Source organism: Duffyella gerundensis (genome assembly GCF_001517405.1).
GTDB classification, from domain to species: Bacteria; Pseudomonadota; Gammaproteobacteria; order Enterobacterales; family Enterobacteriaceae; genus Duffyella; species Duffyella gerundensis.
Genome location: NZ_LN907827.1, coordinates 1,542,886 through 1,567,725, shown reverse-complemented (window position 1 = coordinate 1,567,725; position 24,840 = coordinate 1,542,886). Strand labels below are relative to the sequence as shown.

The 24,840-nt window shown below is 56.4% G+C and carries 24 protein-coding genes; 2 read left to right on the top strand and 22 right to left on the bottom strand.

Annotation, left to right across the window (positions count from 1 at the left end; translation table 11 throughout):
* Positions 1–5 precede the first annotated feature (5 nt).
* The 12 genes from holB to yceD form a co-directional block, all read right to left on the bottom strand.
* Entirely contained in the window at positions 6–995 is a 990-nt protein-coding gene (gene holB, locus EM595_RS07225) for a DNA polymerase III subunit delta' (RefSeq protein WP_067429643.1), read from the bottom strand.
* Positions 992–1,627 (bottom strand): dTMP kinase, encoded by a 636-nt coding sequence (gene tmk, locus EM595_RS07220; RefSeq protein WP_067429641.1) that lies wholly within the window; start codon positions 1,625–1,627, stop codon positions 992–994. Before tmk ends, holB begins: the two co-directional genes overlap by 4 nt.
* Positions 1,617–2,636 (bottom strand): endolytic transglycosylase MltG, encoded by a 1,020-nt coding sequence (gene mltG / locus EM595_RS07215; protein WP_067429639.1) that lies wholly within the window; start codon positions 2,634–2,636, stop codon positions 1,617–1,619. Before mltG ends, tmk begins: the two co-directional genes overlap by 11 nt.
* Positions 2,633–3,445, bottom strand: coding sequence for an aminodeoxychorismate lyase (gene pabC, locus EM595_RS07210; RefSeq protein ID WP_067429636.1), 813 nt, complete (start codon positions 3,443–3,445; stop codon positions 2,633–2,635). Before pabC ends, mltG begins: the two co-directional genes overlap by 4 nt.
* Positions 3,446–3,524: 79 nt before the next feature.
* The gene (gene fabF, locus EM595_RS07205; RefSeq protein WP_067429634.1) at positions 3,525–4,766 is read right to left on the bottom strand and encodes a beta-ketoacyl-ACP synthase II; all 1,242 of its coding nucleotides are present in this window, start codon (positions 4,764–4,766) and stop codon (positions 3,525–3,527) included.
* Between the two features lie 97 nt (positions 4,767–4,863).
* A complete protein-coding gene (acpP, locus tag EM595_RS07200) occupies positions 4,864–5,100 on the bottom strand; it encodes an acyl carrier protein (protein ID WP_067429632.1) in 237 nt (78 codons plus the stop codon).
* A gap of 154 nt (positions 5,101–5,254) precedes the next feature.
* Positions 5,255–5,989, bottom strand: a complete 735-nt coding sequence (fabG, locus tag EM595_RS07195; RefSeq protein WP_067429626.1) for a 3-oxoacyl-ACP reductase FabG — start codon at positions 5,987–5,989, stop codon at positions 5,255–5,257.
* 10 nt (positions 5,990–5,999) lie between these two features.
* The gene (gene fabD, locus EM595_RS07190) at positions 6,000–6,932 is read right to left on the bottom strand and encodes an ACP S-malonyltransferase (RefSeq protein WP_067429624.1); all 933 of its coding nucleotides are present in this window, start codon (positions 6,930–6,932) and stop codon (positions 6,000–6,002) included.
* Between the two features lie 16 nt (positions 6,933–6,948).
* Positions 6,949–7,902, bottom strand: coding sequence for a beta-ketoacyl-ACP synthase III (locus EM595_RS07185; protein ID WP_067429621.1), 954 nt, complete (start codon positions 7,900–7,902; stop codon positions 6,949–6,951).
* 6 nt (positions 7,903–7,908) lie between these two features.
* Entirely contained in the window at positions 7,909–8,940 is a 1,032-nt protein-coding gene (gene plsX, locus EM595_RS07180; RefSeq protein ID WP_067429620.1) for a phosphate acyltransferase PlsX, read from the bottom strand.
* Between the two features lie 26 nt (positions 8,941–8,966).
* The gene (gene rpmF / locus EM595_RS07175) at positions 8,967–9,137 is read right to left on the bottom strand and encodes a 50S ribosomal protein L32 (RefSeq protein ID WP_067429617.1); all 171 of its coding nucleotides are present in this window, start codon (positions 9,135–9,137) and stop codon (positions 8,967–8,969) included.
* A gap of 14 nt (positions 9,138–9,151) precedes the next feature.
* Positions 9,152–9,673, bottom strand: a complete 522-nt coding sequence (gene yceD, locus EM595_RS07170) for a 23S rRNA accumulation protein YceD (protein WP_067429614.1) — start codon at positions 9,671–9,673, stop codon at positions 9,152–9,154.
* Positions 9,674–9,815: 142 nt separating this feature from the next.
* Here yceD and EM595_RS07165 point away from each other — a divergent pair, with 142 nt between their 5' ends.
* Complete coding sequence (locus EM595_RS07165; protein WP_067435252.1) at positions 9,816–10,403, top strand: Maf family protein; 588 nt, start codon at positions 9,816–9,818, stop codon at positions 10,401–10,403.
* A 22-nt stretch (positions 10,404–10,425) separates the two neighbouring features.
* On the opposite strand, the gene rluC is transcribed toward EM595_RS07165, so the two are convergent.
* Positions 10,426–11,382, bottom strand: a complete 957-nt coding sequence (rluC, locus tag EM595_RS07160) for a 23S rRNA pseudouridine(955/2504/2580) synthase RluC (protein ID WP_067429611.1) — start codon at positions 11,380–11,382, stop codon at positions 10,426–10,428.
* Positions 11,383–11,947: 565 nt separating this feature from the next.
* Between rluC and rne the strand changes: the two genes are divergently transcribed.
* On the top strand, positions 11,948–15,346 hold the full coding sequence (gene rne, locus EM595_RS07155; protein ID WP_067429608.1) for a ribonuclease E: 3,399 nt from the start codon (positions 11,948–11,950) through the stop codon (positions 15,344–15,346).
* A gap of 338 nt (positions 15,347–15,684) precedes the next feature.
* On the opposite strand, the gene flgL is transcribed toward rne, so the two are convergent.
* From flgL to flgD, 9 genes are all read right to left on the bottom strand, one after another.
* On the bottom strand, positions 15,685–16,650 hold the full coding sequence (flgL, locus tag EM595_RS07150; protein WP_067429605.1) for a flagellar hook-associated protein FlgL: 966 nt from the start codon (positions 16,648–16,650) through the stop codon (positions 15,685–15,687).
* Between the two features lie 42 nt (positions 16,651–16,692).
* The gene (gene flgK, locus EM595_RS07145; RefSeq protein WP_067429602.1) at positions 16,693–18,339 is read right to left on the bottom strand and encodes a flagellar hook-associated protein FlgK; all 1,647 of its coding nucleotides are present in this window, start codon (positions 18,337–18,339) and stop codon (positions 16,693–16,695) included.
* Positions 18,340–18,460: 121 nt separating this feature from the next.
* Positions 18,461–19,423, bottom strand: a complete 963-nt coding sequence (flgJ, locus tag EM595_RS07140; protein WP_067429599.1) for a flagellar assembly peptidoglycan hydrolase FlgJ — start codon at positions 19,421–19,423, stop codon at positions 18,461–18,463.
* Positions 19,423–20,532, bottom strand: a complete 1,110-nt coding sequence (locus EM595_RS07135) for a flagellar basal body P-ring protein FlgI (protein ID WP_067429596.1) — start codon at positions 20,530–20,532, stop codon at positions 19,423–19,425. The genes flgJ and EM595_RS07135 overlap by 1 nt, the downstream gene beginning before the upstream one ends.
* Positions 20,533–20,541: 9 nt before the next feature.
* The gene (locus tag EM595_RS07130) at positions 20,542–21,201 is read right to left on the bottom strand and encodes a flagellar basal body L-ring protein FlgH (RefSeq protein ID WP_222938570.1); all 660 of its coding nucleotides are present in this window, start codon (positions 21,199–21,201) and stop codon (positions 20,542–20,544) included.
* A 106-nt stretch (positions 21,202–21,307) separates the two neighbouring features.
* Positions 21,308–22,090 (bottom strand): flagellar basal-body rod protein FlgG, encoded by a 783-nt coding sequence (gene flgG / locus EM595_RS07125; RefSeq protein WP_067429591.1) that lies wholly within the window; start codon positions 22,088–22,090, stop codon positions 21,308–21,310.
* Positions 22,091–22,105: 15 nt separating this feature from the next.
* Positions 22,106–22,861, bottom strand: coding sequence for a flagellar basal-body rod protein FlgF (locus EM595_RS07120; RefSeq protein WP_067429588.1), 756 nt, complete (start codon positions 22,859–22,861; stop codon positions 22,106–22,108).
* A 20-nt stretch (positions 22,862–22,881) separates the two neighbouring features.
* Positions 22,882–24,126, bottom strand: coding sequence for a flagellar hook protein FlgE (flgE, locus tag EM595_RS07115; RefSeq protein WP_067429585.1), 1,245 nt, complete (start codon positions 24,124–24,126; stop codon positions 22,882–22,884).
* Between the two features lie 32 nt (positions 24,127–24,158).
* Positions 24,159–24,830, bottom strand: a complete 672-nt coding sequence (gene flgD, locus EM595_RS07110; RefSeq protein WP_067429582.1) for a flagellar hook assembly protein FlgD — start codon at positions 24,828–24,830, stop codon at positions 24,159–24,161.
* Positions 24,831–24,840: the final 10 nt, after the last annotated feature.

The following is a 24,840-nucleotide window of genomic DNA, read 5'->3' as shown; positions in this document are numbered from 1 at the left end:
TTGGGTTAGCCGGTGCGTGCGGGCTTCAGCCGCAGGCTCCAGTTCAATAATTGTTCAGTCAGCAGCAGTTCGCGATTGACCGCGTTAATCTGTAGCAGCCGATCGCGGCAGCGCGTCCATTCCTGCAGGCTGGCGGTTAGCGCACTGGCGGGCATTTGTCCGGCCAGCGAAGCGACCAGCGCCTGGCGATCGCAGTTACTGATAAACTCACCTGCGCCCTGCTGCCATTTCAGCGCATCCACTAACAGGCTGATTAACCACGCCAGCCGCTGGGCATGATCGTCATGATTCAGCAGCGGCAGTAGCCGCATGATGTCGTGCTGGATAGCGTCAGACAGCGCGTCACACAGACCGTCACGCGCCTGCCAGCTACGCGCCTCCAGCAGGGTCAGTGCCGCACCAGGCGCACCGGCAGAGAGCCGCAGCGCCGTCAGAGCGGCCTCCGGTGCCACCTCCTGCTGCCTGGCCAGCCATGCCTGGCTTTGTGCTTCATCCGGGGGTAACAGCGGCCAGCTCAGGCAGCGGCTACGAATGGTAGCCAGCAGGCGCGATGGCTCGCGACAGCTAAGAAAAAACCAGGTTTTAGCCGGTGGCTCTTCCAGGGTTTTCAACAGGGCATTAGCGGCAGCCTCTGTCAGCTGCGCCGCGTCGGGCAACCAGACAATCTTAGCGCCGCCCTGCTGGGCAAAGTTGTAGAGCTTTTCATTTACCGCTCTGACTGCATCAATGCCCAGCGAGCTTTTGCCTTTTTCCGCTTCCAGCCGGTACCAGTCAGGATGAGTACTGGCCATCATCAACTGGCAGCCGTGGCATTCACCGCAGCTTTTCAGGCCATCAGGGCGCTGACACATTAACCAGCGGCTGATGCCCCAGACCAGCGCCTCATCCCCCATGCCCGGCAGCGCAGAGATCAACAGCGCATGGTGCCCGCGGCCCGCCTGCAGTTGAGCGACGATTTGCCGGTAAGGCTGATTCAGCCACGGATACCAACTCATGCAGATTGCTCAGCCAGCCAGCGCGTAACGGCCTGCTCAAGTGACAATGTCACCTTTTCCAGCGATTGCGTGGCGTCAATGGTGCGGATGCGAGCATCGTCAGCGGCCAGCTCAAGGTAGCGCTGGCGCGTGCGTTCAAAGAACTGCAGTGATTCCTGCTCGATGCGATCCAGTGCGCCGCGGGCACGGGCACGGGTCAAGCCAATCTCTGGCGTAACGTCGAGATAGAGCGTCAGATCGGGTTGAAAGTCGCCCAGCACCGTAGCGCGTAAGCTGGCCATCAGCTGATTATCCAGACCGCGTCCGCCGCCCTGATACGCCTGCGAGGAGAGATCGTGACGATCGCCTATTACCCACGCGCCACGTGCCAGCGCCGGTTTGATCACCGTCTCGACCAGCTGCACGCGTGCCGCATAAAGCATCAGTAGCTCGGCTTTATCGGTCACCTGCTCGCCTTCAATGCCCTGCTTTACCAGCTCGCGTAATTTCTCCGCCAGCGGCGTGCCGCCCGGCTCGCGCGTGAAGACCACATCACTGATGCCATGCTGGTTCAGCACGCGCACCACGCAGTCACGCGCGGTGGTTTTCCCGGCGCCTTCCAGTCCTTCAATTACGATAAAGTTACTTTTCATTCTTATCCTTCATTGTCAGACGCCAGGCCTGCACCGCACGATTGTGATCGGCAAGATTGGTGGTAAAGGTATGCCCGCCCTTACCGTCGGCGACAAAATAGAGAAAATTCGTTTTCAGCGGGTGCGCCGCCGCCTCCAGCGAGGCCTGGCTCGGCATGGCAATCGGTCCCGGCGGCAGGCCGTTGATCACATAGGTGTTATAGGCGGTAGCGGTATCAAGATCCTTGCGCGTCAGCGTGCCGGCATAGCTTTTTCCCATACCGTAAATTACCGTGGGATCGGTTTGCAGCCGCATGCCAATACGCAGGCGATTAATAAATACCGAAGCCACTTTGTTACGTTCTTCGGCCACTGCGGTCTCTTTCTCGATAATCGACGCCATGGTCACCAGCGCGTTCGGCGAATCGTAAGGCAGGTTATCCGCCCGATGCTGCCAGATATCATCCACCACTTTTGTCATGCGTGCATGCGCGCGTTGCAGCAGCGCAACGTCGGTAGTGTTAGCGGTGTAAAGCCAGGTATCGGGATAAAACCAGCCCTCAAGACGATCGGGATCGGTTTTCAGCGCGGCCGCCAGTGTGCTGGCTTCGTCGTCGCTTAATGTGTGTTTGATATAGGGTGCGGCGCGCAGCTGAGCCAGCCACTCGCTGAGCTTATTGCCCTCTACCAGCCGCAGTGGAAACTGCGCCTCTTTGCCGCTGGCCAACAGTTGCAACAATTGACGGACGTTCATTCCGGGCGTCAGGCGATAGGTACCCGCCTTGAAATTAGCCAGTTCGGGTTCCAGCTTCAGCAACGCACCGAACCACATGCTTTTTTTAATGATGTGCTGACTTTCCAGCTGTGCTTCCAGCACGACGCGGCCGCTCCCGGCAGGCAGCGTGTAGATTTTCTCCTGCGCAAGGGTCAGCGGGCTGTTGGCAAGCGACGTAATCTGCCAATAGCTCCAGGCCGCGGCGGCGGCGATAATCACGATGAGCGCACTGATGACGCGCGTTTTCCTGGTCATAAAAGATCCTGATAACAGCAAGCTGCAAGCAAATGATAAAACTGGCGTGATGCATAATGTGTATCGTCTATCTGTCGCACCGGCAAAATCGGCATCAGGGCGTTGCAGATCCAGACCTCATCGGCGGCTTTCAACCGCCCGGGCATCACTTCCACAATCTGACAATCCAGCGACATCTGCGCCATGACCGACAGCAGATGCTGACGCATGACTCCATCGACGCCGGCATGCGCGATGGAGGGGGTAAATACCTGCTCGCCTTCTCGCCAGAATAAATTAGCCGCACAGCATTCCACCACCACACCTTGGGTGTCAAGCACCAGCGCTTCGTCAGCGCCCGTCTGCTCAAGCCGTGCGCGAATCAACACCTGCTCCAGCCGGTTAAGGTGTTTGATACCCGCCAGCAGTGGATTACGTGCCAGCTGAACCGGGCTGGTGACGAGGCAGGCGCCCTGCTGCTGCAACGGCAGGTAATGCGCCGGTAAGTTGGAGAGCGTCAGAATACGCGTCGGCTGCTGACAACCGGCCGGGCTGTAACCACGACCGCCAGCACCGCGGCTGATAATGACTTTCAGCACCGCATCCTGCGTCGTCGCTGCCAGCGTGCACATCTCCTGTTCCAGCGCCGCCCAGTCACATCCCTCAATCAGCAGCCGTTCGCAGCCCAGACGTAGCCGCTGCAGATGTGCCGTAAGCAGCTGAACCTTGCCCGCCTTGATCCGGGCGGTAGAGAAACTGCCGTCACCAAACTGGACTGCCCGATCGTTGGCGGCCAGTGTGGCTTGCGGTTTGCCATTTATCCAGGTCATGAGGTGATTCCGAAAAATAAAGTGCTGGTCATAATATGAAAAAGGCCCGCTAAGCGGGCCTTGATAACGCGTTAACGTTTTACACTCTGCGGAAAATCAGCGAGCCGTTGGTGCCGCCGAAACCGAACGAATTACACAGCGTGTATTCCAGATCGCTGACCTGGCGCGCGGTATGCGGAACAAAATCGAGATCGCAGCCTTCATCTGGATTATCCAGGTTGATGGTTGGCGGAATCGCTTTGTCGCGCAGGGCGAGGATCGAGTAAATTGACTCAACCGCGCCCGCTGCACCCAGCAGATGGCCGGTCATCGATTTGGTTGAACTCACCATGACCGTCTGTGCAGCCGCGCCAAACACGGTTTTGACCGCGCGCGCTTCTGCTTTATCACCGGCTGGTGTGGAGGTGCCGTGGGCGTTGACATAGCCAATCTGCTCAGCATTGAGCTGCGCATCTTTCAATGCGTTTGTCATAGCCAGTGCCGCACCGGCGCCATCTTCTGGCGGTGAAGTCATGTGATATGCATCGCTGCTCATGCCAAAACCGACCAGTTCTGCGTAGATTTTTGCGCCGCGCTTTTTCGCGTGCTCGTACTCTTCCAGCATTAAAATGCCGGCACCATCACCGAGCACGAAACCATCGCGATCTTTATCCCATGGACGACTGGCCGCTTGCGGATTGTCGTTGCGGGTGGAAAGCGCGCGTGCAGCACCAAAGCCGCCCATGCCCAAAGGCGTGCTGGCTTTCTCAGCGCCGCCCGCCAGCATCACATCTGCATCGCCATAGGCGATAATGCGTGCCGCGTGACCGATGTTATGCACGCCCGACGTACAGGCCGTCGCGATCGAGATGCTGGGACCTCTCAGTCCGTACATGATGGTCAAATGACCGGCCACCATGTTGACAATGGTTGAAGGCACAAAGAAAGGACTGATTTTGCGCGGGCCGCCGTTGACCAGAGAAGCATGGTTCTCTTCGATCAAACCGAGGCCGCCAATGCCCGAGCCGATTGCTGCGCCGATACGGTCTGCATTTTCCTCGGTCACTTCAAGACCGGAATCCTGCATCGCCTGCATACCGGCAACCACGCCATACTGAATGAAGGCGTCCATCTTGCGCTGATCTTTGCGCGAGATGAAATCTTCACAATTAAAATTCTTTACTAAGCCAGCAAAGCGCGTTGCGTAGGCACTAGTATCGAAATAGTCGATTGGGCTGATGCCACTCTGACCGGCAAGGAGAGCACTCCAGGTAGACTCTACGGTATTGCCGACAGGAGACAACATGCCAAGACCGGTCACAACTACACGACGCTTAGACACGTTCGTCCTCCAGGGAGGGAAAGTTAACACGATAACAGAAGGGACATAAAATTCAGGCGGTCAAAGTGACCGCCTGATGGTGTTCAGTAAGCCTTGATCAGGCCTGATGCGAGTTGATGTAGTCGATCGCAGATTGAACGGTAGTGATTTTTTCTGCTTCTTCGTCTGGAATCTCAGTGTCGAACTCTTCTTCCAGAGCCATTACCAGCTCAACGGTATCAAGAGAATCAGCGCCCAGATCTTCTACAAAAGAGGCCGTGTTAACAACTTCTTCCGACTTAACGCCCAGCTGCTCGCTGATGATTTTCTTAACGCGTGCTTCGATGTCGCTCATACTATTAAATTTCCTATCAAAACTCGCTTTCGCGATGGTTTTCGTAGTGTATAAAATGTTGAAAAAGATGCAACTAAATCCCGGCTGGTCAAACCACGATTTTGCGCTATTTTGCGGCTTTTACCGTGAATAACGCAAATAGTTTTCGCAATTATCAGACCATATACATTCCGCCATTGACGTGCAGCGTCTCACCAGTGATGTACGCGGCCTCATCAGAGGCTAAAAATGCAACGGCGTTGGCGATTTCTTGCGCCGCGCCGAGACGACCGGCTGGCACTTCTGCCAGGATACCGGCACGTTGATCTTCCGTCAGTGCTAACGTCATGTCAGTTTCAATGAAACCCGGTGCCACGACGTTAACGGTAATGCCACGTGACGCCACTTCGCGCGCCAGCGACTTACTGAAACCAATCAAACCCGCTTTAGCTGCAGCGTAGTTTGTCTGGCCAGCATTTCCCATGGTTCCAACAACGGAACCGATGGTAATGATACGGCCCACACGTTTTTTCATCATTGCACGCATCACCGCCTTGGACAGGCGGAAAACAGAGGTCAGATTGGTGTTCAGGATATCCTGCCACTCATCTTCCTTCATACGCATCAATAAATTATCACGTGTGATGCCTGCATTATTGACCAAAATGTCCACTTCGCCAAATTCAGCACGAACATTTTCCAGTACGCTTTCGATTGATGCGCTGTCGGTGACGTTCAGCATCAGGCCTTTGCCCTGCGAACCCAGGTAAGCGCTGATGGCATCTGCGCCGCTCTGGCTGGTCGCGGTGCCAATAACTTTAGCGCCACGGGCGACCAGTGTTTCTGCAATTGCACGGCCAATGCCGCGACTTGCACCGGTAACCAGCGCGATTTTTCCTTCGAAGCTCATGTTTATCCTCTTATGCTTGCTCAAGCGCCGCTGACAGACTGGCTGGGTCGTTCACAGCAGCAGCCGTCAGGGCATCCACAATGCGTTTGGTCAGACCGGTTAACACTTTGCCCGGGCCCACTTCCAGTAGCGATGAAACGCCCTGTGCTGCCATATATTCAACGCACTCGGTCCAGCGTACCGGGCTATAAAGCTGACGCACCAGTGCACTGCGAATCGCCTCTGGCGATGTTTCACAAATCACGTCAACGTTATTCACCACCGGAAACTGTGGCGCGCTGAAGGTGATGTTTTCCAGCGCCTGCGCCAGTTTATCGGCGGCAGGTTTCATCAAGGCACAGTGCGAAGGCACGCTGACCGGCAGCGGCAGTGCACGCTTGGCACCTGCGGCTTTACAGGCAATACCTGCGCGCTCAACCGCTTCTTTATTCCCGGCAATGACTACCTGGCCCGGTGAATTAAAGTTCACCGGCGAAACAACCTGGCCTTGCGCAGAGACTTCACACGCCTGGCGGACTGCGTCATCGTTCAATCCAATGATCGCCTGCATAGCGCCAGTGCCTTCAGGCACGGCTTCCTGCATCAGTTTACCGCGCAGCTCAACTAACTTCACCGCTTCGGCAAAATCAATCACACCTGCACATACCAGCGCCGAGTATTCACCTAAGCTATGACCGGCCATCATCAGCGGCTGCTTGCCGCCCTTCTCCTGCCAGAGACGGAAAAGGGCAACAGAGGCTGCGAGAAGCGCAGGCTGCGTCTGCCAGGTTTTATTCAACTCTTCGGCTGGACCTTGCTGAACCAACTGCCACAAATCGTAATCCAGGGCAGCGGAAGCCTCTTTGAAGGTCTGCTCAATCAGCGGGTTTTCCGCGGCCAGTTCTGCCAGCATACCCAGAGTTTGTGAACCCTGACCTGGAAATACCATAGCAAATTGCGTCATTTTCAGTTCCTGTTGATTAAAAACGAACCAGCGCTGAGCCCCAGGTGAAACCGCCACCAAAGGCTTCCAGCAGCACCAGCTGTCCGCGCTGAATACGTCCATCGCGAACCGCTTCATCGAAGGCTGCCGGCACAGAGGCCGCAGAAGTATTGCCATGACGATCCAGCGTCACCACGACTTTATCCATGCCCATACCGAGCTTACGTGCGGTGGCGCTGATAATGCGTAGGTTAGCCTGATGCGGTACCAGCCAGTCAAGCGCTTCGCGTTCGAGGTTGTTGGCCTGCAACGTTTCATCAACCACGTGCGCCAGTTCCGTTACCGCAACTTTGAACACTTCGTTGCCCGACATTTTCAGGTAAGAAGGCTGATCCTGCTGTGAACGATCCTGATAGGTCAGCGACAGCAGCTCACCGTAGCGACCATCAGCGTGGAGATGCGTAGAGATGATGCCTGGCTCTTCGCTGGCACCTAATACCACCGCGCCCGCGCCGTCACCGAACAGAATAATGGTGCCGCGATCTTCAGGATCTAACGTGCGGGTTAACGCATCAGCACCGATAACCAGTGCATATTTCACCGCGCCATTTTTGATGAACTGATCGGCAACACTTAATCCATAGGTAAAACCTGCACAGGCGGCCGCCAAATCGAAAGCGGCGCAATCCTCAATGCCCAGCTGTTGCTGGATCATGCAGGCTGAACTTGGAAAAGCGTGGCTGGATGATGTGGTAGCAACCACAATCAAACCGATATCTTTTTTATCGATACCGGCCATTTCCAGTGCGCGTTCAGCAGCGGCAAAGCCCATGGTTGCCACGTTCTCATCAGGTGCAGCAACGCGACGCTCGCGAATGCCGGTGCGGGTGACGATCCACTCATCGGACGTTTCAACCATCTTTTCCAGATCGGCGTTGGTCCGCACCTGAGCGGGCAAGTAGCTGCCCGTACCGATTATTTTCGTATACATGTACGCTTAATCACTCCTGACTAATACCGCTTTCAGGCGCGCGGCAATCCTGTCCGGAAGCTGCCCACGCACCGCCTGCTCTGCCTGTTCAATAGCAACGGCGAACGCCTGCTGATTCGCAGCGCCGTGGCTTTTAATCACCGTCCCGCGCAATCCTAACAGGCAAGCGCCATTATACCGATCGGGGTTAAGGTGGCCAAAACGCGCCATCAGACGCCGTTTAATCCAGCGCCCAAGCCATTTTGCCCACCACGCCCGTTTTTCGCCTTCGCGCGACTTCAGCAGCGAAAGAAACATGCGCACAACGCCTTCCATGGTTTTCAGCGTGACGTTGCCGATGAAACCATCACAGACCAGAACGTCACATTTACCGGTCAGCAAATCGTTGCCTTCCAGATAGCCGACATAATTGATGCCGGGTGCCGTTTTGAGTACCTCAGCGGCGGCACGAATGCTCTCCAGCCCTTTGGTCTCTTCCTGGCCAATATTAAGCAGCGCCACGCGCGGCTGTGCAATGGCCAGTACTTCTTCGGCCATGACTGCGCCCATCACGGCAAACTGTATCAGCATTTCGCTGTCAGAACCGACGTTGGCGCCCAAATCGAGCACAACGGTTTTGCCATGATGTTGATGAGGAAGCACTGACATCAACGCCGGACGATCAATTCCTTCCAGCGGCTTTAAAATCATTTTTGCCAGCCCCATCAGCGCACCGGTATTTCCGGCGCTGACGCAGGCGGCGGCCTGCCCCTCTTTCACCAGCTCCAGCGCAATACGCATAGAGCTGCCGCGGCTTTGACGTACAGCCTGAGCAGGTTTGGCATCACTGGCGATAACCGATTCGGCAGGAATAACCCGCAGACGCGCCAAAATGGCAGAATCAGCTTTAGCGAGTAATGGCGTGATGTTGTCGGGATTGCCGACCAGAAGAAGATACAGCTGCGAATGAGAGGCCAGTGCCTGCAATGCAGCAGGCACCGTCACGCAAGGACCGAAGTCCCCGCCCATGGCGTCGATAGCCAGGGTCAAACGTGTCAAAGTATCGCCTTGCGAAGCCGCAAGTATTACTTAGCGATAACCTTGCGACCGCGGTAGTAACCATCCGCAGTGATGTGGTGACGCAGATGAGTTTCGCCTGAAACTTTGTCTACGGAAAGAGCGGCGGTGGTCAGAGCATCGTGCGAACGACGCATGCCACGTTTTGAACGGGTTGGTTTATTCTGTTGTACGGCCATGGACCTTACTCCTATTACTTACGCTTTAAACTGGCTAATACGGCAAATGGATTTGGTTTCTCCGCCTCTGCAGGCAGTTTGCCAAAAACCATGTCCGCGTCGGACACTTCACAGTGTTCAGAATCATGAACCGGAACGACCGGCAGGGCGAGAATAATTTCATCCTCAACCGTTGCCAACAGATTGATTTCACCAAACTCGTTGACCTCAATCGGTTCGTACGCTTCCGGCAGTGCTTCTGCCTGTTCGTCGGTGACGACAGGACTGAAACAATACGAGACGTGAACATGATGTGCGAAAGGCTGATTGCAGCGCTGACAAGACAGCGTGACATCCACATCAGCAGTTCCTTTCAGAACGGCCAGACGTTGATTGTCCACCGCGAATGTCATGTCACATTCCACATCACTGTCCACACTAACAACTGAGTCGGCAACACGCTCCACCTGTTGAGAGGTGTAAATGCCTTGATAATCGAGGCGTTTTTGAGCGGTGCGAACCGGATCAAGTGTCAGGGGTAATTTTACCTTTTGCATAGGGCGCGCATATTAACTTTGTAACGTTAGAGAGTCAAAGAAAAAGGCCGTTAAACAGCATCTTTCAGCCAATATTCGCATCCGGTGCGGCGCACAGTTTAAAATGCCTTTACCCGATACGCTATATATTCGTGAAAAAAAGATGACACCATTAATACTTGCTTCAACTTCGCCATTTCGCAAGGCGCTATTAGCCAAACTCGAGCTGCCTTTTATATGTGCTGCGCCCGAGGTGGATGAAACGCCCTTCCCCGACGAAACCGCGGCTGCGCTGGTGCAGCGTCTGGCGTTGGCCAAATCGCAGGCACTGGCGGCGACCTATCCCGATCACTGGATCATCGGTTCCGATCAGGTTTGTGTGATCAATGGCCGCATCATCGGTAAACCGCATAGCGAGGCGCGTGCGCGTCAGCAGCTGGCTGATTCCAGCGGGCAGGCGATCACCTTTTATACTGGCCTGGCCATCAGCCATGCTGCTACGCACCGCTATAAGGTCATCTGTGAACCCTTTACCGTGCATTTTCGCGCGTTGTCAGCGGCAGAAATTGCTGGCTACGTCCGTAAAGAGCAACCGTTGCAGTGCGCAGGTAGTTTTAAATGTGAAGGTCTGGGCATTGCGTTATTCGAAAAGCTTGAAGGGCGTGACCCGAATACGCTGATTGGACTGCCGCTGATTGCGTTGGGTGAACTACTGCGTGAGGTGGGCATTAATCCGTTATTAAACGATTAAGCGGGGCCGCAGCCCCTGCTCATTACTGTGCCTGCTGGCGTAATACTTTCAGGCACTGCTTCAGGCGCTCATCGAGCGGCGCTTCCATACGCATGACTTCACCACTGTTAGGATGGGTAAACGTCAGCGCGGCGGCATGCAGAAAAAGCCGATTCAGACCGGTAGTGGCCAGCTGGCGATCAAACTCCTGTTCACCATAACGGTCATCAAAAGCGATGGGATGACCGGCATGCAGTGTATGGACACGAATCTGATGCGTTCTGCCGGTAACCGGACTCGCTTTCACCAGCGTGGCATGCGCATAGCGCTCTTCCACTTTGAAGCGTGTTTCTGAAGGCTTACCTTCGCTGTTCACCCGCACCACCCGTTCGCCGCTTTGTAAAATATTTTTCAGCAGCGGCGCTTGGACCACTTTCAAATGCGACGGCCAGCTGCCGCGGACCAGCGCCAGATAATCCTTCTGCATGCCCTTCTCACGCAGCTGCTCATGCAGGGAACGCAGCGCCGAGCGTTTTTTTGCCACCAGCAGCACGCCAGAAGTGTCGCGATCAAGGCGATGCACCAGCTCAAGGAAACGCGCTTCAGGACGCAGCGCACGCAAGCCTTCAATGACACCAAAGCTCAATCCGCTGCCACCATGCACCGCGGTGCCGGAAGGCTTGTTCATCACCAGAATCCAGTCATCCTCATAAAGGATAGCGTCAGCCAGCGAGGCCACTTTTGCCAGCTTCGGCGAAACGGTCTGCTCATCACGTTCGGCAACCCGAACCGGCGGAATGCGAATTTCGTCGCCCGCCACCAGCTTATATTCAGGTTTGATGCGTTTTTTATTCACCCGCACTTCGCCTTTACGCAAAATGCGATAAATCATGCTTTTGGGCACACCTTTTAACTGAGTGCGCAAAAAGTTATCAATACGCTGCCCTGCTTCATCAGCAGAAATGGCAACGATTTGTACCGCGGGAGGATTCGTTTTCATGGCGGCGATTCTAAATAGGGACCGTGCAGAGCGCCACCTCTTTTTCTGGCTTGAGCTTTTTCCTGGTTGGCCTCACGCCTGATAACAGCCCGGATTTTATGCGGTTTGCGGGAAAGCCCTGCAAAATAAGTGCATTAAGCAGCAATAAACTTCACATACCGATAAAAGTCACCTTGCTATAACAAGGTTAGCAATGGAATAATGCTAATGCTTTTCGCTCGCAATTAAGAGCGAAGATAATAGCGAAATAATAATTTAGCCGGATTGAACATACACGCAGCAATGGCGTAAGACGTAATGTTAAATCAGGCACTTAGCGGGCTGCGGGTTGCAGCCTGGACGATTAGACGGGATATGCTTTTTCTGGTGCAGTTCAGTAGCCTTTCCCTCAGAAGCGCTGTTTTTTTAACTTAAAAAGCAGGCTGCCGATTTTGCGCCCCTGGAGCTGGCGACAACCGTGAGGTTGACGGCCTTGCAATGAGACACGGGGCCACCGGTTTACTCTCGTCCAGCGTTACCATGCCCGTAGCTTTGTCACTCATGTAAGAATAACGAGTAAGTTACGATGAAAAGAATGTTAATTAACGCAACTCAGCAGGAAGAGTTGCGGGTCGCACTGGTTGATGGACAACGTCTCTACGATCTGGATATCGAAAGCCCAGGGCACGAACAGAAAAAAGCCAACATCTACAAAGGTAAAATCACCCGCATTGAACCCAGCCTTGAAGCCGCGTTTGTTGATTACGGCGCTGAGCGTCACGGCTTCCTGCCTTTAAAAGAGATTTCCCGCGATTACTTCCCTGCTAACTACAACGCCCATGGCCGTCCAAATATCAAAGACGTGCTGCGTGAAGGTCAGGAAGTTATTGTTCAGATCGATAAAGAAGAACGTGGTAATAAAGGCGCGGCCTTAACCACCTTTATCAGCCTGGCGGGCAGTTATCTGGTTCTGATGCCTAATAATCCTCGTGCTGGCGGTATTTCACGCCGTATCGAAGGTGACGATCGCACCGAACTGAAAGAAGCGCTCTCCGCACTGGAACTGCCTGAAGGCATGGGTTTGATCGTGCGCACCGCTGGCGTCGGCAAATCAGCCGAAGCGCTGCAGTGGGACCTCAGCTTCCGTATGAAACACTGGGAAGCGATTAAAAAAGCGGCCGAGAGCCGTCCAGCGCCCTTCCTGATCCATCAGGAAAGCAACGTGATTGTTCGTGCCTTCCGTGATTATCTGCGCCAGGACATCGGCGAAATCCTGATCGATAACCCGAAAGTGCTCGAACTGGCTCGCCAGCATATCGCCGCGCTGGGTCGTCCCGATTTCAGCAGCAAAATCAAACTCTACACCGGTGAAATCCCGCTGTTCAGCCACTATCAAATTGAGTCGCAGATTGAGTCCGCCTTCCAGCGTGAAGTGCGCCTGCCATCAGGTGGCTCAATCGTTATCGACACCACCGAAGCGTTAACCGCTATCGACATCAACTCCGCGCGTGCTACCCGCGGCGGCGATATCGAAGAGACCGCCTTTAATACCAACCTGGAAGCAGCCGACGAAATTGCTCGCCAGCTGCGTTTGCGTGACCTTGGCGGCCTGATCGTAATCGACTACATCGACATGACGCCGGTTCGCCATCAACGCGCGGTGGAAAATCGCCTGCGTGAAGCGGTTCGCCAGGATCGTGCCCGTATTCAGATTGGTCACATCTCGCGTTTCGGCCTGCTGGAGATGTCACGTCAACGTCTCAGCCCGTCGCTGGGCGAATCCAGTCACCATGTTTGCCCACGCTGTAGCGGCACCGGCACCATCCGTGACAACGAATCGCTGTCGCTCTCGATTCTGCGCCTGATTGAAGAAGAAGCGCTGAAAGAGAACACCAAAGAAGTTCACGCTATTGTCCCGGTTCAGGTTGCCTCTTACCTGCTGAATGAAAAGCGTGACGCAGTGAGCGCCATTGAGAAGCGTCAGGGCGGCGTGCGCGCGATTATCGTGCCAAACGACCAGATGCAAACCCCGCACTATTCTGTACTGCGCGTGCGTAAAGGCGAAGAGACACAAACCCTTAGCTATCACCTGCCGAAGCTGCATGAAGCCGAAATGGCGATGCCGTCAGATGAAGAGCACGCTGAGCGTCGTCGTCCGGAGCAACCGGCTCTGGCCGCGTTTGTGATGTCTGATGCACCGCCTGCGCCGGTTGAAGCGCCTGCGGCCACTGAAGCCCCGGCGCCAGCGGTTGTGGTTGCTGAGCCACAAAAAGCGGCTGCACCTGCCAGCACACATCAGGGTGGCTTTATGAGTCGCCTGATGGGCGGCCTGAAAAAGCTGTTTGGTAGTGAAGAGAGCGCGAAACCTGCTGAGCAGCCAGCGGCTGAAGAAGTGGCTACCGCCTCAACAACAGAAAGCAGCGAGCCGCAGCGCAATACCGAACGCCGCAACAACAATCGTCGTAATCCACGTCGCGATCGTAATGACCGCAGCGACCGCAGCGACCGAGGCGACCGCGGCGACCGCAATGAGCGCATGCAGCGCGATCGCAACGGCGAACAGACTCGTGAAGGCCGTGAACCGCGCGAAGCACGCGAGCCGCGTGAACCTCGCGAAGCGCGTGAGCCACGTGAAGCCCGTGATGACCGCCGTAATGGCCGTCGTCAACAGCCAGCGCAGGTCGAAGCCCGTGATGAAACGCCGTCAGCACCGCTGAGCGAGGAAGCGCGTAAGCAGCGTGAAGAGCAACAGCAGCAGCGTCGTGAACAGCGTGCCGAGCGCCAGCGCCGTCGTCAGGAAGAAAAACGCCTGCAGCAGGATGCGGAGAAAGTACAGCAGCCGGTTGTTGCCGAAGCCGAACCTGAAATCGTTGATAGCGAAGCGATGCAGGAAGAGCAGGTTCAGGTCATGACGCGTCGTAAGCCACGTCAGCTGAGCCAGAAAGTTCGCGTGCTTAATGCCGCCGAGCTTGCCGCAGAAGCAGAGGCCGCTGCAACTGCAGCCGCTGAGTCAGCTGCATCTGACGCTGAGCAGGCGATGCCAATGCCGGACGTGCAGGACGTGCAGGACGTGCAGGACGAGGACAACCGTGAAAGCACGAACATGCCACGCCGTTCACGCCGTTCACCGCGTCATCTGCGTGTCAGTGGTCAACGTCGTCGTCGCTATCGCGATGAGCGTTACCCTGGTCAGTCGCCAATGCCAGTTACCGTGGCTGCCGCTTCACCAGAAATGGCGTCAGGAAAAGTGTGGATTAGCTATCCGGTTGCGCAGGCGGATGAGCCAGCTCAGCAGGTTGAGCAGCACAGCACGCCTGATTACCAGGCAGAAGAGACCGCCGCAGCCGTTGCGCTACCTGCTACTGACGCCTTACCGGTTGCAGCAGCAGAAGCTGAGCCGGTAAAACAGGCTGAGCCGCAGGTTAAAACCGTTGTACCAGTCGTGGCAGCTGAAGAGACCGCCGCTATCGATGTACCGGTCAATGAGCAGCCTTCAGTGATTTCCGCTGCTGACGAAGCCACCGCGCAGACCATCGCCGCGCAGGCCGAGCCCGCTGATGTGAACAGCGCATCCGCCGCTGAAGCACCGGTGGCTGAAACCCAGCCGGTTGCATCAGCAGCTGAACAGCCGCAGGCTACCGCCAGCGACGTTGCTCAGCAGAGTGCCGCTGATGTTTCCCCACGCGTTGAGCAGCAGGTTGAAGAAGTGCTGGCTGCGCCTGTCGCCGCCACTGAAGCACCGGTAGTGACCGAGCCGCATGCGCCGGTTCCGGCCCGCGATGAGCCGGTTAACACCGCCGTTGCGGCCACCAGCTTCAAGCTCCACGCTACCGCGCCGATGACCAAAGCACCGGCACCGGCCTGGCAGCCAGAGCCTGTGCTTCAAAGCGACTGGCAGCGTCCAGCTTACGACTTCGAAGGCAAAGGCGCAGCTGGCGGTCATTCCGCTACGCATCACGCGACTGCACCTGCGACGCGTCCGTAAGCGTACTGAACGCATTAAAAAGCCCCGCTTCGGCGGGGCTTTTTTTATGCCTGCGTAACGCTAAGACGCTGCGTATAACCTGCACACGACAAGCTGGCTCTGCCATGCAGCCGTGACACGCGTCTGCCCACTCGCCCTGTCACTTATCTGTAGCAACGCGTGGTGCTACTTGCTGATTGCCGATTGCTGATTGCTGATTGCTGATTGCTGATTGCTGATTGCTGATTGCAACGCTGAGTCGAACCCGAAATTAAAGCAAAAAAAAATCCCGCGGGCTGACCAGCAGACCGCGGGAAAAACTGAGCGCACCCGGTTAAAGTACGCTCAAAGAGTTATTTTCAGGAGTTCAGCTTAAACAATGACAATGCGGACATATCGGTAAAGGTTTTATAGGCCGCCTGCAGCGCGGTCTGCTGCATGGTATACTTAGAGATCGTTGCAGCCGGATCTGCATCCTCCAGATTGCCCCTCTGCGCTTCATAAATCACGCTGCGGTCACCCGCCTGAGAGTCCAGCGTATCCAGTTCATTAAGCTGCGTACCGATTTCAGAACGCACGCTCAGCACGTTGTTCAGCGAATTGCTTAGTCCGCGGTTGGTTTTATCCATTGCGGCGGAAACTGCTGTCTTTGTGGCATCATCGGCACTGGCGAGCGGCGTGCGCAGTGCGCTAATGGCGCTGTCGAGCATTTTGAACAGGTTGGTCTCACTGGCGCTGCCGTCTGGCTCTTTTTTGGCATTGCTGGGGATTGAGGTGAAAACATCGTCGCCGGTATGGCCTATGGTCATGGTGCGACTGGCGTCAACTTTCTGCGTTATAGCGTTAGTGCCGCCGTTATAAGCAATATCGCCGGTAGCGTCAGCGGCAAACGGCGCGGCGTCGGTTTTATAACCGGCGAACATATAACGCCCGCTGCCATCTTTACTGTTTGCCAGGTTGAGCAGCTGATTGCGAATACCTTCCAGACGGGTGGCAACCGAAGCGCGATCGCCATCGCTTAGCGTACCGGTGGAGCCAAGGACGATCTGCTCCTGTGCGCTGGTCACCGCACCGGTAACGCCTGCCAGCGTGTTCTCTTCCAGTGACAGGCTCTGCGTCGCAAAAGAGCGCGACGTGGTGTACTGGGCATCCCTCGCCTGCGTTTGTGACAGCACCACCGCCCGCGAAGCCGCGACCGGATCGTCAGAAGGATTGTTAACGCGTTTGCCGGTAGCCAACTGCTCGCCGGTTTTCAGCCAGGAGGACTGAGAATCAGAGATTCCCCGAACCTGCTGTTCATAAATCATCGTGGTACTAAGGCGCATGGTGATGGTTCCTTAAACTGTGCGGTTAAGCGGCAACGCCGATTAACGAATACTCATCAGTGCATCAAAAAGCGAACTGGCGGTCTTCAGCACCTGGGCATTCGCCATGTAGTACTGCTGATAACGCGTCAGGTTGGCATACTCTTCATCGAGGTTAACGCCCGAAACCGACTGCTGGCGGTCGCTCAGCTGGGTCACGACGTTCGCCTGCGTGGTGCTGGCGGTTTCCAGCGTGCTGGTTTTATTGCCCACAATGCTCACCAGACCGGCGTAGGCCTGCGTCAGCGTGGCATTGCCGTTAACCAGGTTCGCATCCTGCAGGCCCAACAGCGCCTGCGCATTGCGGTTATCGCTCTTGCCGCCTGGCTGACTGGCGGCCGCAATCTGCGATTCACGCGTAATAGCAACCGACATACCGGTAATGGCTTTTTCCACCGGCTTCACCAGGAAGCTGTCTTTGGCTTTCACGTCACCGGTGATGTTCAGATCCAGACCTTCAAAGCTCAGCGTGGTGCCGTTGGCGCCACTGGTCACGGTTGGCGTCACGCTGACGCCGTCAGACATACGGGTCACGTTCCAGTTGTTGTTGGTATCAAGGCTCACCGTGTAGTTGGAGGCCTGCAGCGCGGAGGCGTTGCTCCAGCTGGCGGTCATCACGCCGGTGCCCTGATTTTTGGTGTTATTTAACGCTTCCGGGCCGCCGATGTTAAAAAAGTCAGTGCCGGCATCGCCCTGGCTGTCGAAGCCTTTGGCGTGCTGCTCATTGAATTTGGTGGTAAAGGCGGCGGCAATCTGACCGAGCTGATTGCGTGCGCCATCCAGATCCTGCGAACGGAACGCCAGCAGGCCGCCCAGCGAGCCGTTGGTGAGTAACTTCTCAGGGATCTGCACGTTGCCCGCGGCGTTATCCACGTAGCCAACGGTGATACGCGCCGGATCGCTGCTGGAAGGCATAGCCACCAGTGACTGCACCGAACTGCCCGACACCAGCGACATGCCGTTAGCCATCGAGACGTTATAACTGCCGTCCTGCTGAGAAACGGTCACGCCTACCAGTTTATTCAGGTTGTTCACCATCTGGTCGCGTTGATCCATCAGCGCATTGGGCGTGGCGCCGCCGCCAATCGCCTGCATCTTGGCAATCTGTTTATTCAGGTTAGCAATCTGGCTGGAATAGCCGTTGATCTGAGATACCGTCGCCTTCACGTCAGTGTTAACGCTGTTGTCGAGGTTATTCAGATACTGCGCCGAGGTCTGGAACTGATTCACCAGGCCACTGGCATTGCTGAGCAGGGTCTGACGCGCTGAAGGATCTTCCGCGTTGCTGACCACGCCCTGGACGTTATTAAAGAAGGTTTGCAGTGATTTAGACAGATTGGTCGTCGAGGACGATAACAGATCGTCAATGCTCGAAATCTGGCTGTATTGCGTGGCAGCCGCGCTGCTCTGGCTGCTGGCGGTACGCAGCTGCGAGGTGATGAACTCATCATATTCGCGGGTTACACCGGTCACTGTGACTCCGTTGCCATAATAGGCGCTGCCGTTGAGCGTGCTCTGCGCCTGCGCCAGATTAGTGGTCTGACGTGAGTAGCCCGCCACCGTATAGTTGGTGATGTTGTTACTGGTGGTGGAAAGTGCTGACTGAGCGGCGCTCAAACCGCTCATGGCGGAGTTAATCAAGCTGGACATTTCAGTTCCTTATCTGTCGGCAACGTTGACCGGCATTGAACAAAAGGGTGCGCCAGTCGGCGAATCGCCCACCTGGCCTCCTAAATTTATCGGCCTGCGCAGTGAAAACTTGAGCAGGGAATCAGAATAAATCGCCCATATCCTGGCCGTAGGCTTTAACCACTTTCTCGCCCATCTGCTTGAACTGCTGAATCATGCCGACCAGCTTTTGTGCATACTTCGGATCGGTGGCGTAACCCGCCTGCTGCAACGCCTGCGCACCCTGCTCCGCCGACTGCGCGGTGGTCACCGCGGCATAGCGCGGATTGTTGCTGAGCAGCTTGACGTAATCAGTGATCGCTTCGAGATAAGAGCCATAGACGCGGAACGAAGCGCGCACTTTTTTCGCCGCGCCCTGCTCATATTCCGTGGTCATGATATCGGTGGTTTCGCCATGCCAGCTGCCGCCCGCTTTGATGCCAAACACGTTGAAGCTTGGCTGGCCGTCGCGGGTCAGAATCTGCCGTTGTCCCCAGCCCGACTCCAGCGCGGCCTGCGCCAGAATCAGGTGGTGAGGAATGCCGCTCTGCGCGCTGGCGATTTTCGCCGGCTGCGACAGCTGGGCGATAAAGTCGCTGCTGTCGCCGCCCAGCGGTTTCACCGGCAGCCGCGGCACGGCGCGACGCACCGTCTGCTCCAGCTGCGTCTGCACCTGCGCCTGACTCATTTGCATCGGCGCCAGCGTGTTAAGCACCACCGAGTTATCGAGCTTCATCGGTACGGTGCCCGCTTTCGGATCGAGCTCAGCGGCTGGCTGCATCTGCTTAACGATAACGTCCGCCAGGCCCAACCCGCGATTGCCAATCTGCTGCGCAATCTGCTGATCGTACATCGAGGTGTACATGCGGGTGGAGTCGCTGTTGAACAGCCCATCCTTTGGCAGCGCTTCGCGCATACTTTTCATCATCATCTGCACAAACATGCCTTCGACCTGCTTCGCCACCTGTAACGCTTTGCCGTTGGGATCTTTGCTGGCATCGCGTTTCAGGTCGTTCAGTGAGCGGCTGTCATAAGCCGCATTCATCAGCGTTTGCGTATTGCTCATCAGATAATTTCCAGTTTGGCGCGCAGGCAGCCTGCGCTCTGCATTGATTGCAGAATCGACATCAGTTCCATCGGCGTGGCACCCAGCGCATTCAGGGCACGCACCACGTTATTCAGGTTGGCACTGGCGTTAACGCGTTGCAGTGCGCCGCCTTCCTGGCGCAGATCGATCTGCGTTTGCGGCGTGACCACCGTCTGACCACCGGCCAGCGGCGTATCAGGCTGGCTGACATTCTGCTGCTGGTTTACGGTGACCGACAGGTTGCCCTGAGCCACAGCACAGGTGTTCAGCGTCACTTCGCGGTTCATCACCACCGAGCCGGTACGTGAGTTGATGATCACTTTGGCATCTTCTACCGGCACCGAGACATCGATGTTTTGAATTTCTGCCAGCAGGCGCACCTGAGAGCTGTTATTAGCTGAAACGCGCACCTGCACGGTACGGGCATCCAGCGGTACCGCTGAACCGTAACCGCCGCGGCTGTTAATGGCATCAGCAATGCGCTGCGCCATGGTGAAATCTTCCTGGTTAAGCTGCAGGTTCAGGGTCTGCTGCGTGCCGAAGTTATTGGCAATTTCACGCTCAATGGTGGCACCAGCGCTGATACGACCGCCGTTCAGCTGGTTGACCTGTACGCTGCTGCCGCCGGCTGAGGCGCCCGCACCGCCGACCAGAATGTTACCCTGCGCCAGCGCATAGACCTGATTATCAACCCCTTTCAGCGGGGTCATTAACAGCGTACCGCCGCGCAGGCTTTTGGCATTACCCATAGAGGAGACCACCACATCGATGGTCTGTCCCTGACGGCCAAACGCCGGCAGCTTGGCGGTGATCATCACCGCCGCCACGTTTTTCAGCTGCATGTTGGTGCCCGCAGGCACGGTAATGCCCAACTGGGACAACATGTTGTTCAGCGATTGGGTGGTAAAAGGCGTCTGTGTCGTCTGGTCACCGGTGCCGTCGAGGCCAACCACCAGACCGTAACCGATCAGCTGGTTGTCGCGCACGCCCTGCACGCTGGTCAAGTCGCGGATGCGGTCCGCCTGCGCCAGCGTGGAAAACGCCAGCAGCAGAGAGAACAACGTACGCGTTACAAAATTCGTTTTCATGCAAACCTCTTACATCGGTGAGATGTTCAGGAAGAAGCGCTGCAGCCAACCCATGGTCTGCGCCTCATTGATATAACCATTACCGACGTATTCAATACGGGCATCGGCCACCTGGGTAGAGACCACCGTGTTGCTACCGCTAATCGTGCGCGGATTAACAATGCCGGAGAAGCGAATGAACTCCGTGCCCTGGTTAATCGCAATCTGTTTCTCACCCACCACTTTCAGGTTGCCGTTTGGCAATACCTGAATCACGGTCACGGTGATGGTGCCGGTAAAGGTGTTGTTCGCCGTGGCGCCACCCTTGCCGCCGAAGTCGGTGGTACCCGAACCTTCGAGGTTGGTTTTGTTGCCACCCAATAGGCCATCCAGCGCGCTCGGCACGGCGGTAAGGCCAAACGTGCTCTTGCCGTCGCGGCTGGCGTTGGCGGACGAGCTCTTGCTGGCGCTGACGTTTTCCTGCAGCGTAATGGTCAACGTGTCACCGATGTTACGTGGACGGCGATCCTCGAACAGCGGCTGATAGCCGTAGTTCATCGGCATCACGCCCTGAAAAATTGAGCCGTTAACAACGGGCGGCGAAGCGGGCAGCGGCTGGGCCGTTGTCGCGCCTTCCACCAGCGCCGTACGGGGAACTAATGCGCAACCGTTAAGGGTTAACAGCGCCATCGCCACTAACCAATGTCCAGGCTTTTGAGTTACATGCTTCGCCACGGATTAAGTACCTTTGTTCATCTGTTATAGAGGCCAACTCACGCTGGCCGGTCGGTCAGGGTTACAGCTGTGACAGCTTCTGCAGCATCTCGTCGGAGGTGCTGATCGCCTTGCTGTTAATTTCATACGCGCGCTGCGTCTGGATCATGCTGACCAGTTCTTCCGCCACGTTCACGTTTGAAGTTTCCACATAGCCCTGATAGATCACCCCGGCGCCGTTCAGGCCAGGTGTGCTTTCCGTTGGCGTGCCGGACGCCTGCGTCTCCTGGTACAGGTTCTCACCGATACTGTCGAGGCCGGAGTTGTTGATAAAGGTGGTCAGCGTCAGCTGGCCAACCTGCGCCGGTGCCGCCTGACCCTGCTGGGTTACGCTCACCACGCCGTCACGGGCGATGGTGATGCTCAGGGCGTTTGCCGGAACGGTGATGGCTGGCTGCACCGGGAAACCGGCGTTGGTCACCAGCTGACCGTTCTGATCCACCTGAAACGAACCGTCACGGGTGTAGGCCAGCGTGCCGTCTGGCATCTGCACCTGGAAAAAACCCTGACCGTTGATCGCCACATCTTTCGAGTTGTCGGTCTTGGACAGGTTACCCTGGCTGTGCAGGCGCTCGGTGGCCACCGGACGAACACCGGTACCAATCTGCAGGCCTGACGGCAGCGTGGTCTGCTCAGAAGACTGTGCGCCAGGCTGGCGCATGGTCTGATACATCAAATCTTCGAACACCGCGCGCGAACGTTTAAAACCGTTGGTGCTAACGTTAGCCAGGTTGTTGGAGATGACGTCCATGTTGGTCTGCTGGGCGTCAAGACCGGTCTTAGCGATCCATAAAGAGCGAATCATGGTTTTTCCTTAGCCTTAGCTCATATTGAGCAGCTGGTTAGCTTTCTGTTCGTTTTCATCAACGTTTGAGATCACTTTCATCTGCATCTCAAAACGGCGCGCGTTGCTGATCATGTCGACCATGGTTTCTACCGGCTTGACGTTGCTGCCTTCCAGCACGCCCGGCATCACCTTCAGCGTGGCGTCAGCTTGCAGCGTGGCGCCGCGCTGGGCCTGTGCCGCTGCGGTCGGGCGAAACATACCGTCATCACCGCGTGTCACTTCCTGACCGGTGGCTTTCACCAGCTTCAGGCGGCCCAGCTGCACCGTAGCGTTAGGCGAATCACCGCCGTTCAGTACGGTGATCGAGCCATCGGCAGCGATGGTGATTTCAGCGCCCTGCGGTACCGCAATCGGTCCGCCATCGCCCATCACCGGGTTGCCCTGGATGGTGAGCTGACCGGTGGAGCTGATCTGAATGTTACCGTTGCGGGTATAGGCTTCACTGCCATCCGCAGTGCGCACGGCCAGCCAGCCATCCTGCTGTACCGCGACGTCCAGCGGACGTTCGGTATAGTCCATGGTGCCCTGAGACATGTCGGCACCCGGCGTGGAGGCGGCAACCAGCGTACGCGTTGGCAGCGACCAGCCTTCGACCGGTACGGCGCGCAGCGCATTCAGCTGAGCACGAAATCCTGGGGTAGCGGCGTTGGCGAGGTTGCTGGCGGTTACCGCCTGCTGATCCATCGTCTGACTTGCCGCGCCCATGGCGGTATATATCGCGTGATCCATAGTGCAATCCCGTTAGCGAATTAACGCAGGTTAACCAGCGTGTTGAGGATCTGATCCTGGGTTTTAATCGTCTGCGCATTTGACTGGTAGTTACGCTGCGCAACGATCATGTTGACCAGCTCCTGGCTCAGGTCAACGTTGGATGATTCCAGCGCGCCGGCGGTCAGGTTACCGAGGTTACCGGTGCCAGCGAGGCCAACCAGCGCCTGACCAGAAGCACTGGTTGAGGACCAGACGTTGTCGCCTTCAGACTTCAGGCCTTCCGGGTTAGCGAAGTTCGCCAGCACGATCTGACCCAGCACCTGAGTTTTCTGGTTTGAGTAAGTTCCTACCAGCGTGCCGTCGTCGTTGATCTGATAGCTGGTCAGGTCGCCCGGTGCATAGCCATCCTGCGTTGGGTTACCAAAGGTATTAGCGCCGGTGTTCTGCTGCAGGCTGCCTGCCATATTCAGGGCAAACGTCTGTGCATTCGAGCCGTTCAGTGCGCCCATGTTCAGCGTGATAGTTGGCGCTGAGGTCATGGTGCCGTTGTTATCAAAGCTCATACGGAATGGCGTTGGTGCCACTGGCGGAGTCGCGCCTGGGTTGCCTGGATTGGCATAGCTGGCGGTGCCGGTGCTGGAGTCAATCGGATAGACGTCCCACTGGTTGTCAGCAGATTTCGCGTAGTAAAGGTCCATCTTGTGCTCGTTACCCAACGAGTCAAAGGTGGTCATACTGGTTTTAACGTTGTAGGTGTCCGGGTTAGTCGCGTCGAACGCGCCACCGGTCTTCACTTTGTCTGACGAGTTCAGGTTAGCGATCAGAGCACCTTTGGTGGTGGCGCTGGCGGTCATCTGCTCGGTCGGCACGCGCAGCGCCGTTGGGTTAACACCGGTCTGAATGGTGGCCGGGTTGCCGGTTGCCGGATAGCCGGTCAGCTGCAGGCCCTGCATGTTGACGATGTTACGATCGGCATCCAGCGTAAACTGACCGTTACGGGAATAGAGTACGCCGCCCGATGCGTCGGTCATGCGGAAGAAGCCCGCATCGCTGATTGCCACGTCAAGACCACGACTGGTGGTGGTTGGCGTGCCGTCTTTAAAGTTCTGCGTTACCGCGGCCACTTTCACACCCATACCCACTTTTGAACCGGCAAAAATGTCGGCAAAAGAGATGGTGCTTGATTTAAAGCCAGAGGTCGCGGAGTTGGCGATGTTGTTGCCAATGACGTCGAGATTACTGGATGCTGCGTTTAAACCGCTGACTGCTTGAGAAAAACCCATGATTCATTCACTCCTGAGAAAGTGTTAAGTCGTTAAAGAATTTGACGGACGTCATCTAACGTGGCGTTACCCATCGTTCCAAGATCTAATGTTGACCCCGTGCTGGCAGTGGTAATGCCGTTGACGTAGGCGTAATTCAGTGGCTGCGCCACCAGCTGGGTGGTGCCACTGGACGCTGCCAGCGATACCTTGTACTTACCGTCCGGCGCGGTGGTGCCGTCGGTCATGGTGCCGTCCCAGGAGAACGTATGGGTACCGGCGGTCATTCCACCCAGATCCAGGGTGCGAACCACGTTGCCGCCTGCATCGGTAATCGTTGCGGTGGTGGCGGTTGACGCGGTGGCCAGGCTGACGCCAAACGGCGTGGTTTCGCCCTTGCCGACCAGCACCTGGCTGCCATCGATCATGACGCCACGACCAATCAGCGCAGAAGACTGCAGCGACTGACCGCTGGTGATCTGGCCGGAGATCGAGCCCAGCGTGGTATTGAGTTTCTCAATGCCGCTCAGGGTGTTGATCTGTGCCAGCTGGGTGGTGAGCTGGCTGTTATCCATCGGATTGGTTGGATCCTGATTTTTCAGCTGCGCCACCAGCAGGGTCAGGAACTGGTTCTGTAAATCCGCCGAGCTTTTATCCTGACTGCCGCTTGCCGTAGTGACCTTGCTGGTATCAAGAGGATCATTCGCGCTAATCGCAATGCCCATGTTGTTCTCC

Excerpts from the sequence above, each read along its gene's own strand:
- holB (WP_067429643.1), bottom strand. The coding sequence starts at position 995 with ATGAGTTGGTATCCGTGGCTGAATCAGCCTTACCGGCAAATCGTCGCT.
- tmk (WP_067429641.1), bottom strand. The coding sequence starts at position 1,627 with ATGAAAAGTAACTTTATCGTAATTGAAGGACTGGAAGGCGCCGGGAAA.
- mltG (WP_067429639.1), bottom strand. The coding sequence starts at position 2,636 with ATGACCAGGAAAACGCGCGTCATCAGTGCGCTCATCGTGATTATCGCC.
- pabC (WP_067429636.1), bottom strand. The coding sequence starts at position 3,445 with ATGACCTGGATAAATGGCAAACCGCAAGCCACACTGGCCGCCAACGAT.
- acpP (WP_067429632.1), bottom strand. The coding sequence starts at position 5,100 with ATGAGCGACATCGAAGCACGCGTTAAGAAAATCATCAGCGAGCAGCTG.
- fabG (WP_067429626.1), bottom strand. The coding sequence starts at position 5,989 with ATGAGCTTCGAAGGAAAAATCGCGCTGGTTACCGGTGCAAGTCGCGGC.
- fabD (WP_067429624.1), bottom strand. The coding sequence starts at position 6,932 with ATGACGCAATTTGCTATGGTATTTCCAGGTCAGGGTTCACAAACTCTG.
- EM595_RS07185 (WP_067429621.1), bottom strand. The coding sequence starts at position 7,902 with ATGTATACGAAAATAATCGGTACGGGCAGCTACTTGCCCGCTCAGGTG.
- rpmF (WP_067429617.1), bottom strand. The coding sequence starts at position 9,137 with ATGGCCGTACAACAGAATAAACCAACCCGTTCAAAACGTGGCATGCGT.
- yceD (WP_067429614.1), bottom strand. The coding sequence starts at position 9,673 with ATGCAAAAGGTAAAATTACCCCTGACACTTGATCCGGTTCGCACCGCT.
- EM595_RS07165 (WP_067435252.1), top strand. The coding sequence starts at position 9,816 with ATGACACCATTAATACTTGCTTCAACTTCGCCATTTCGCAAGGCGCTA.
- rluC (WP_067429611.1), bottom strand. The coding sequence starts at position 11,382 with ATGAAAACGAATCCTCCCGCGGTACAAATCGTTGCCATTTCTGCTGAT.
- rne (WP_067429608.1), top strand. The coding sequence starts at position 11,948 with ATGAAAAGAATGTTAATTAACGCAACTCAGCAGGAAGAGTTGCGGGTC.
- flgL (WP_067429605.1), bottom strand. The coding sequence starts at position 16,650 with ATGCGCCTTAGTACCACGATGATTTATGAACAGCAGGTTCGGGGAATC.
- flgK (WP_067429602.1), bottom strand. The coding sequence starts at position 18,339 with ATGTCCAGCTTGATTAACTCCGCCATGAGCGGTTTGAGCGCCGCTCAG.
- flgJ (WP_067429599.1), bottom strand. The coding sequence starts at position 19,423 with ATGAGCAATACGCAAACGCTGATGAATGCGGCTTATGACAGCCGCTCA.
- EM595_RS07135 (WP_067429596.1), bottom strand. The coding sequence starts at position 20,532 with ATGAAAACGAATTTTGTAACGCGTACGTTGTTCTCTCTGCTGCTGGCG.
- EM595_RS07130 (WP_222938570.1), bottom strand. The coding sequence starts at position 21,201 with ATGGCGCTGTTAACCCTTAACGGTTGCGCATTAGTTCCCCGTACGGCG.
- flgG (WP_067429591.1), bottom strand. The coding sequence starts at position 22,090 with ATGATTCGCTCTTTATGGATCGCTAAGACCGGTCTTGACGCCCAGCAG.
- EM595_RS07120 (WP_067429588.1), bottom strand. The coding sequence starts at position 22,861 with ATGGATCACGCGATATATACCGCCATGGGCGCGGCAAGTCAGACGATG.
- flgE (WP_067429585.1), bottom strand. The coding sequence starts at position 24,126 with ATGGGTTTTTCTCAAGCAGTCAGCGGTTTAAACGCAGCATCCAGTAAT.
- flgD (WP_067429582.1), bottom strand. The coding sequence starts at position 24,830 with ATGGGCATTGCGATTAGCGCGAATGATCCTCTTGATACCAGCAAGGTC.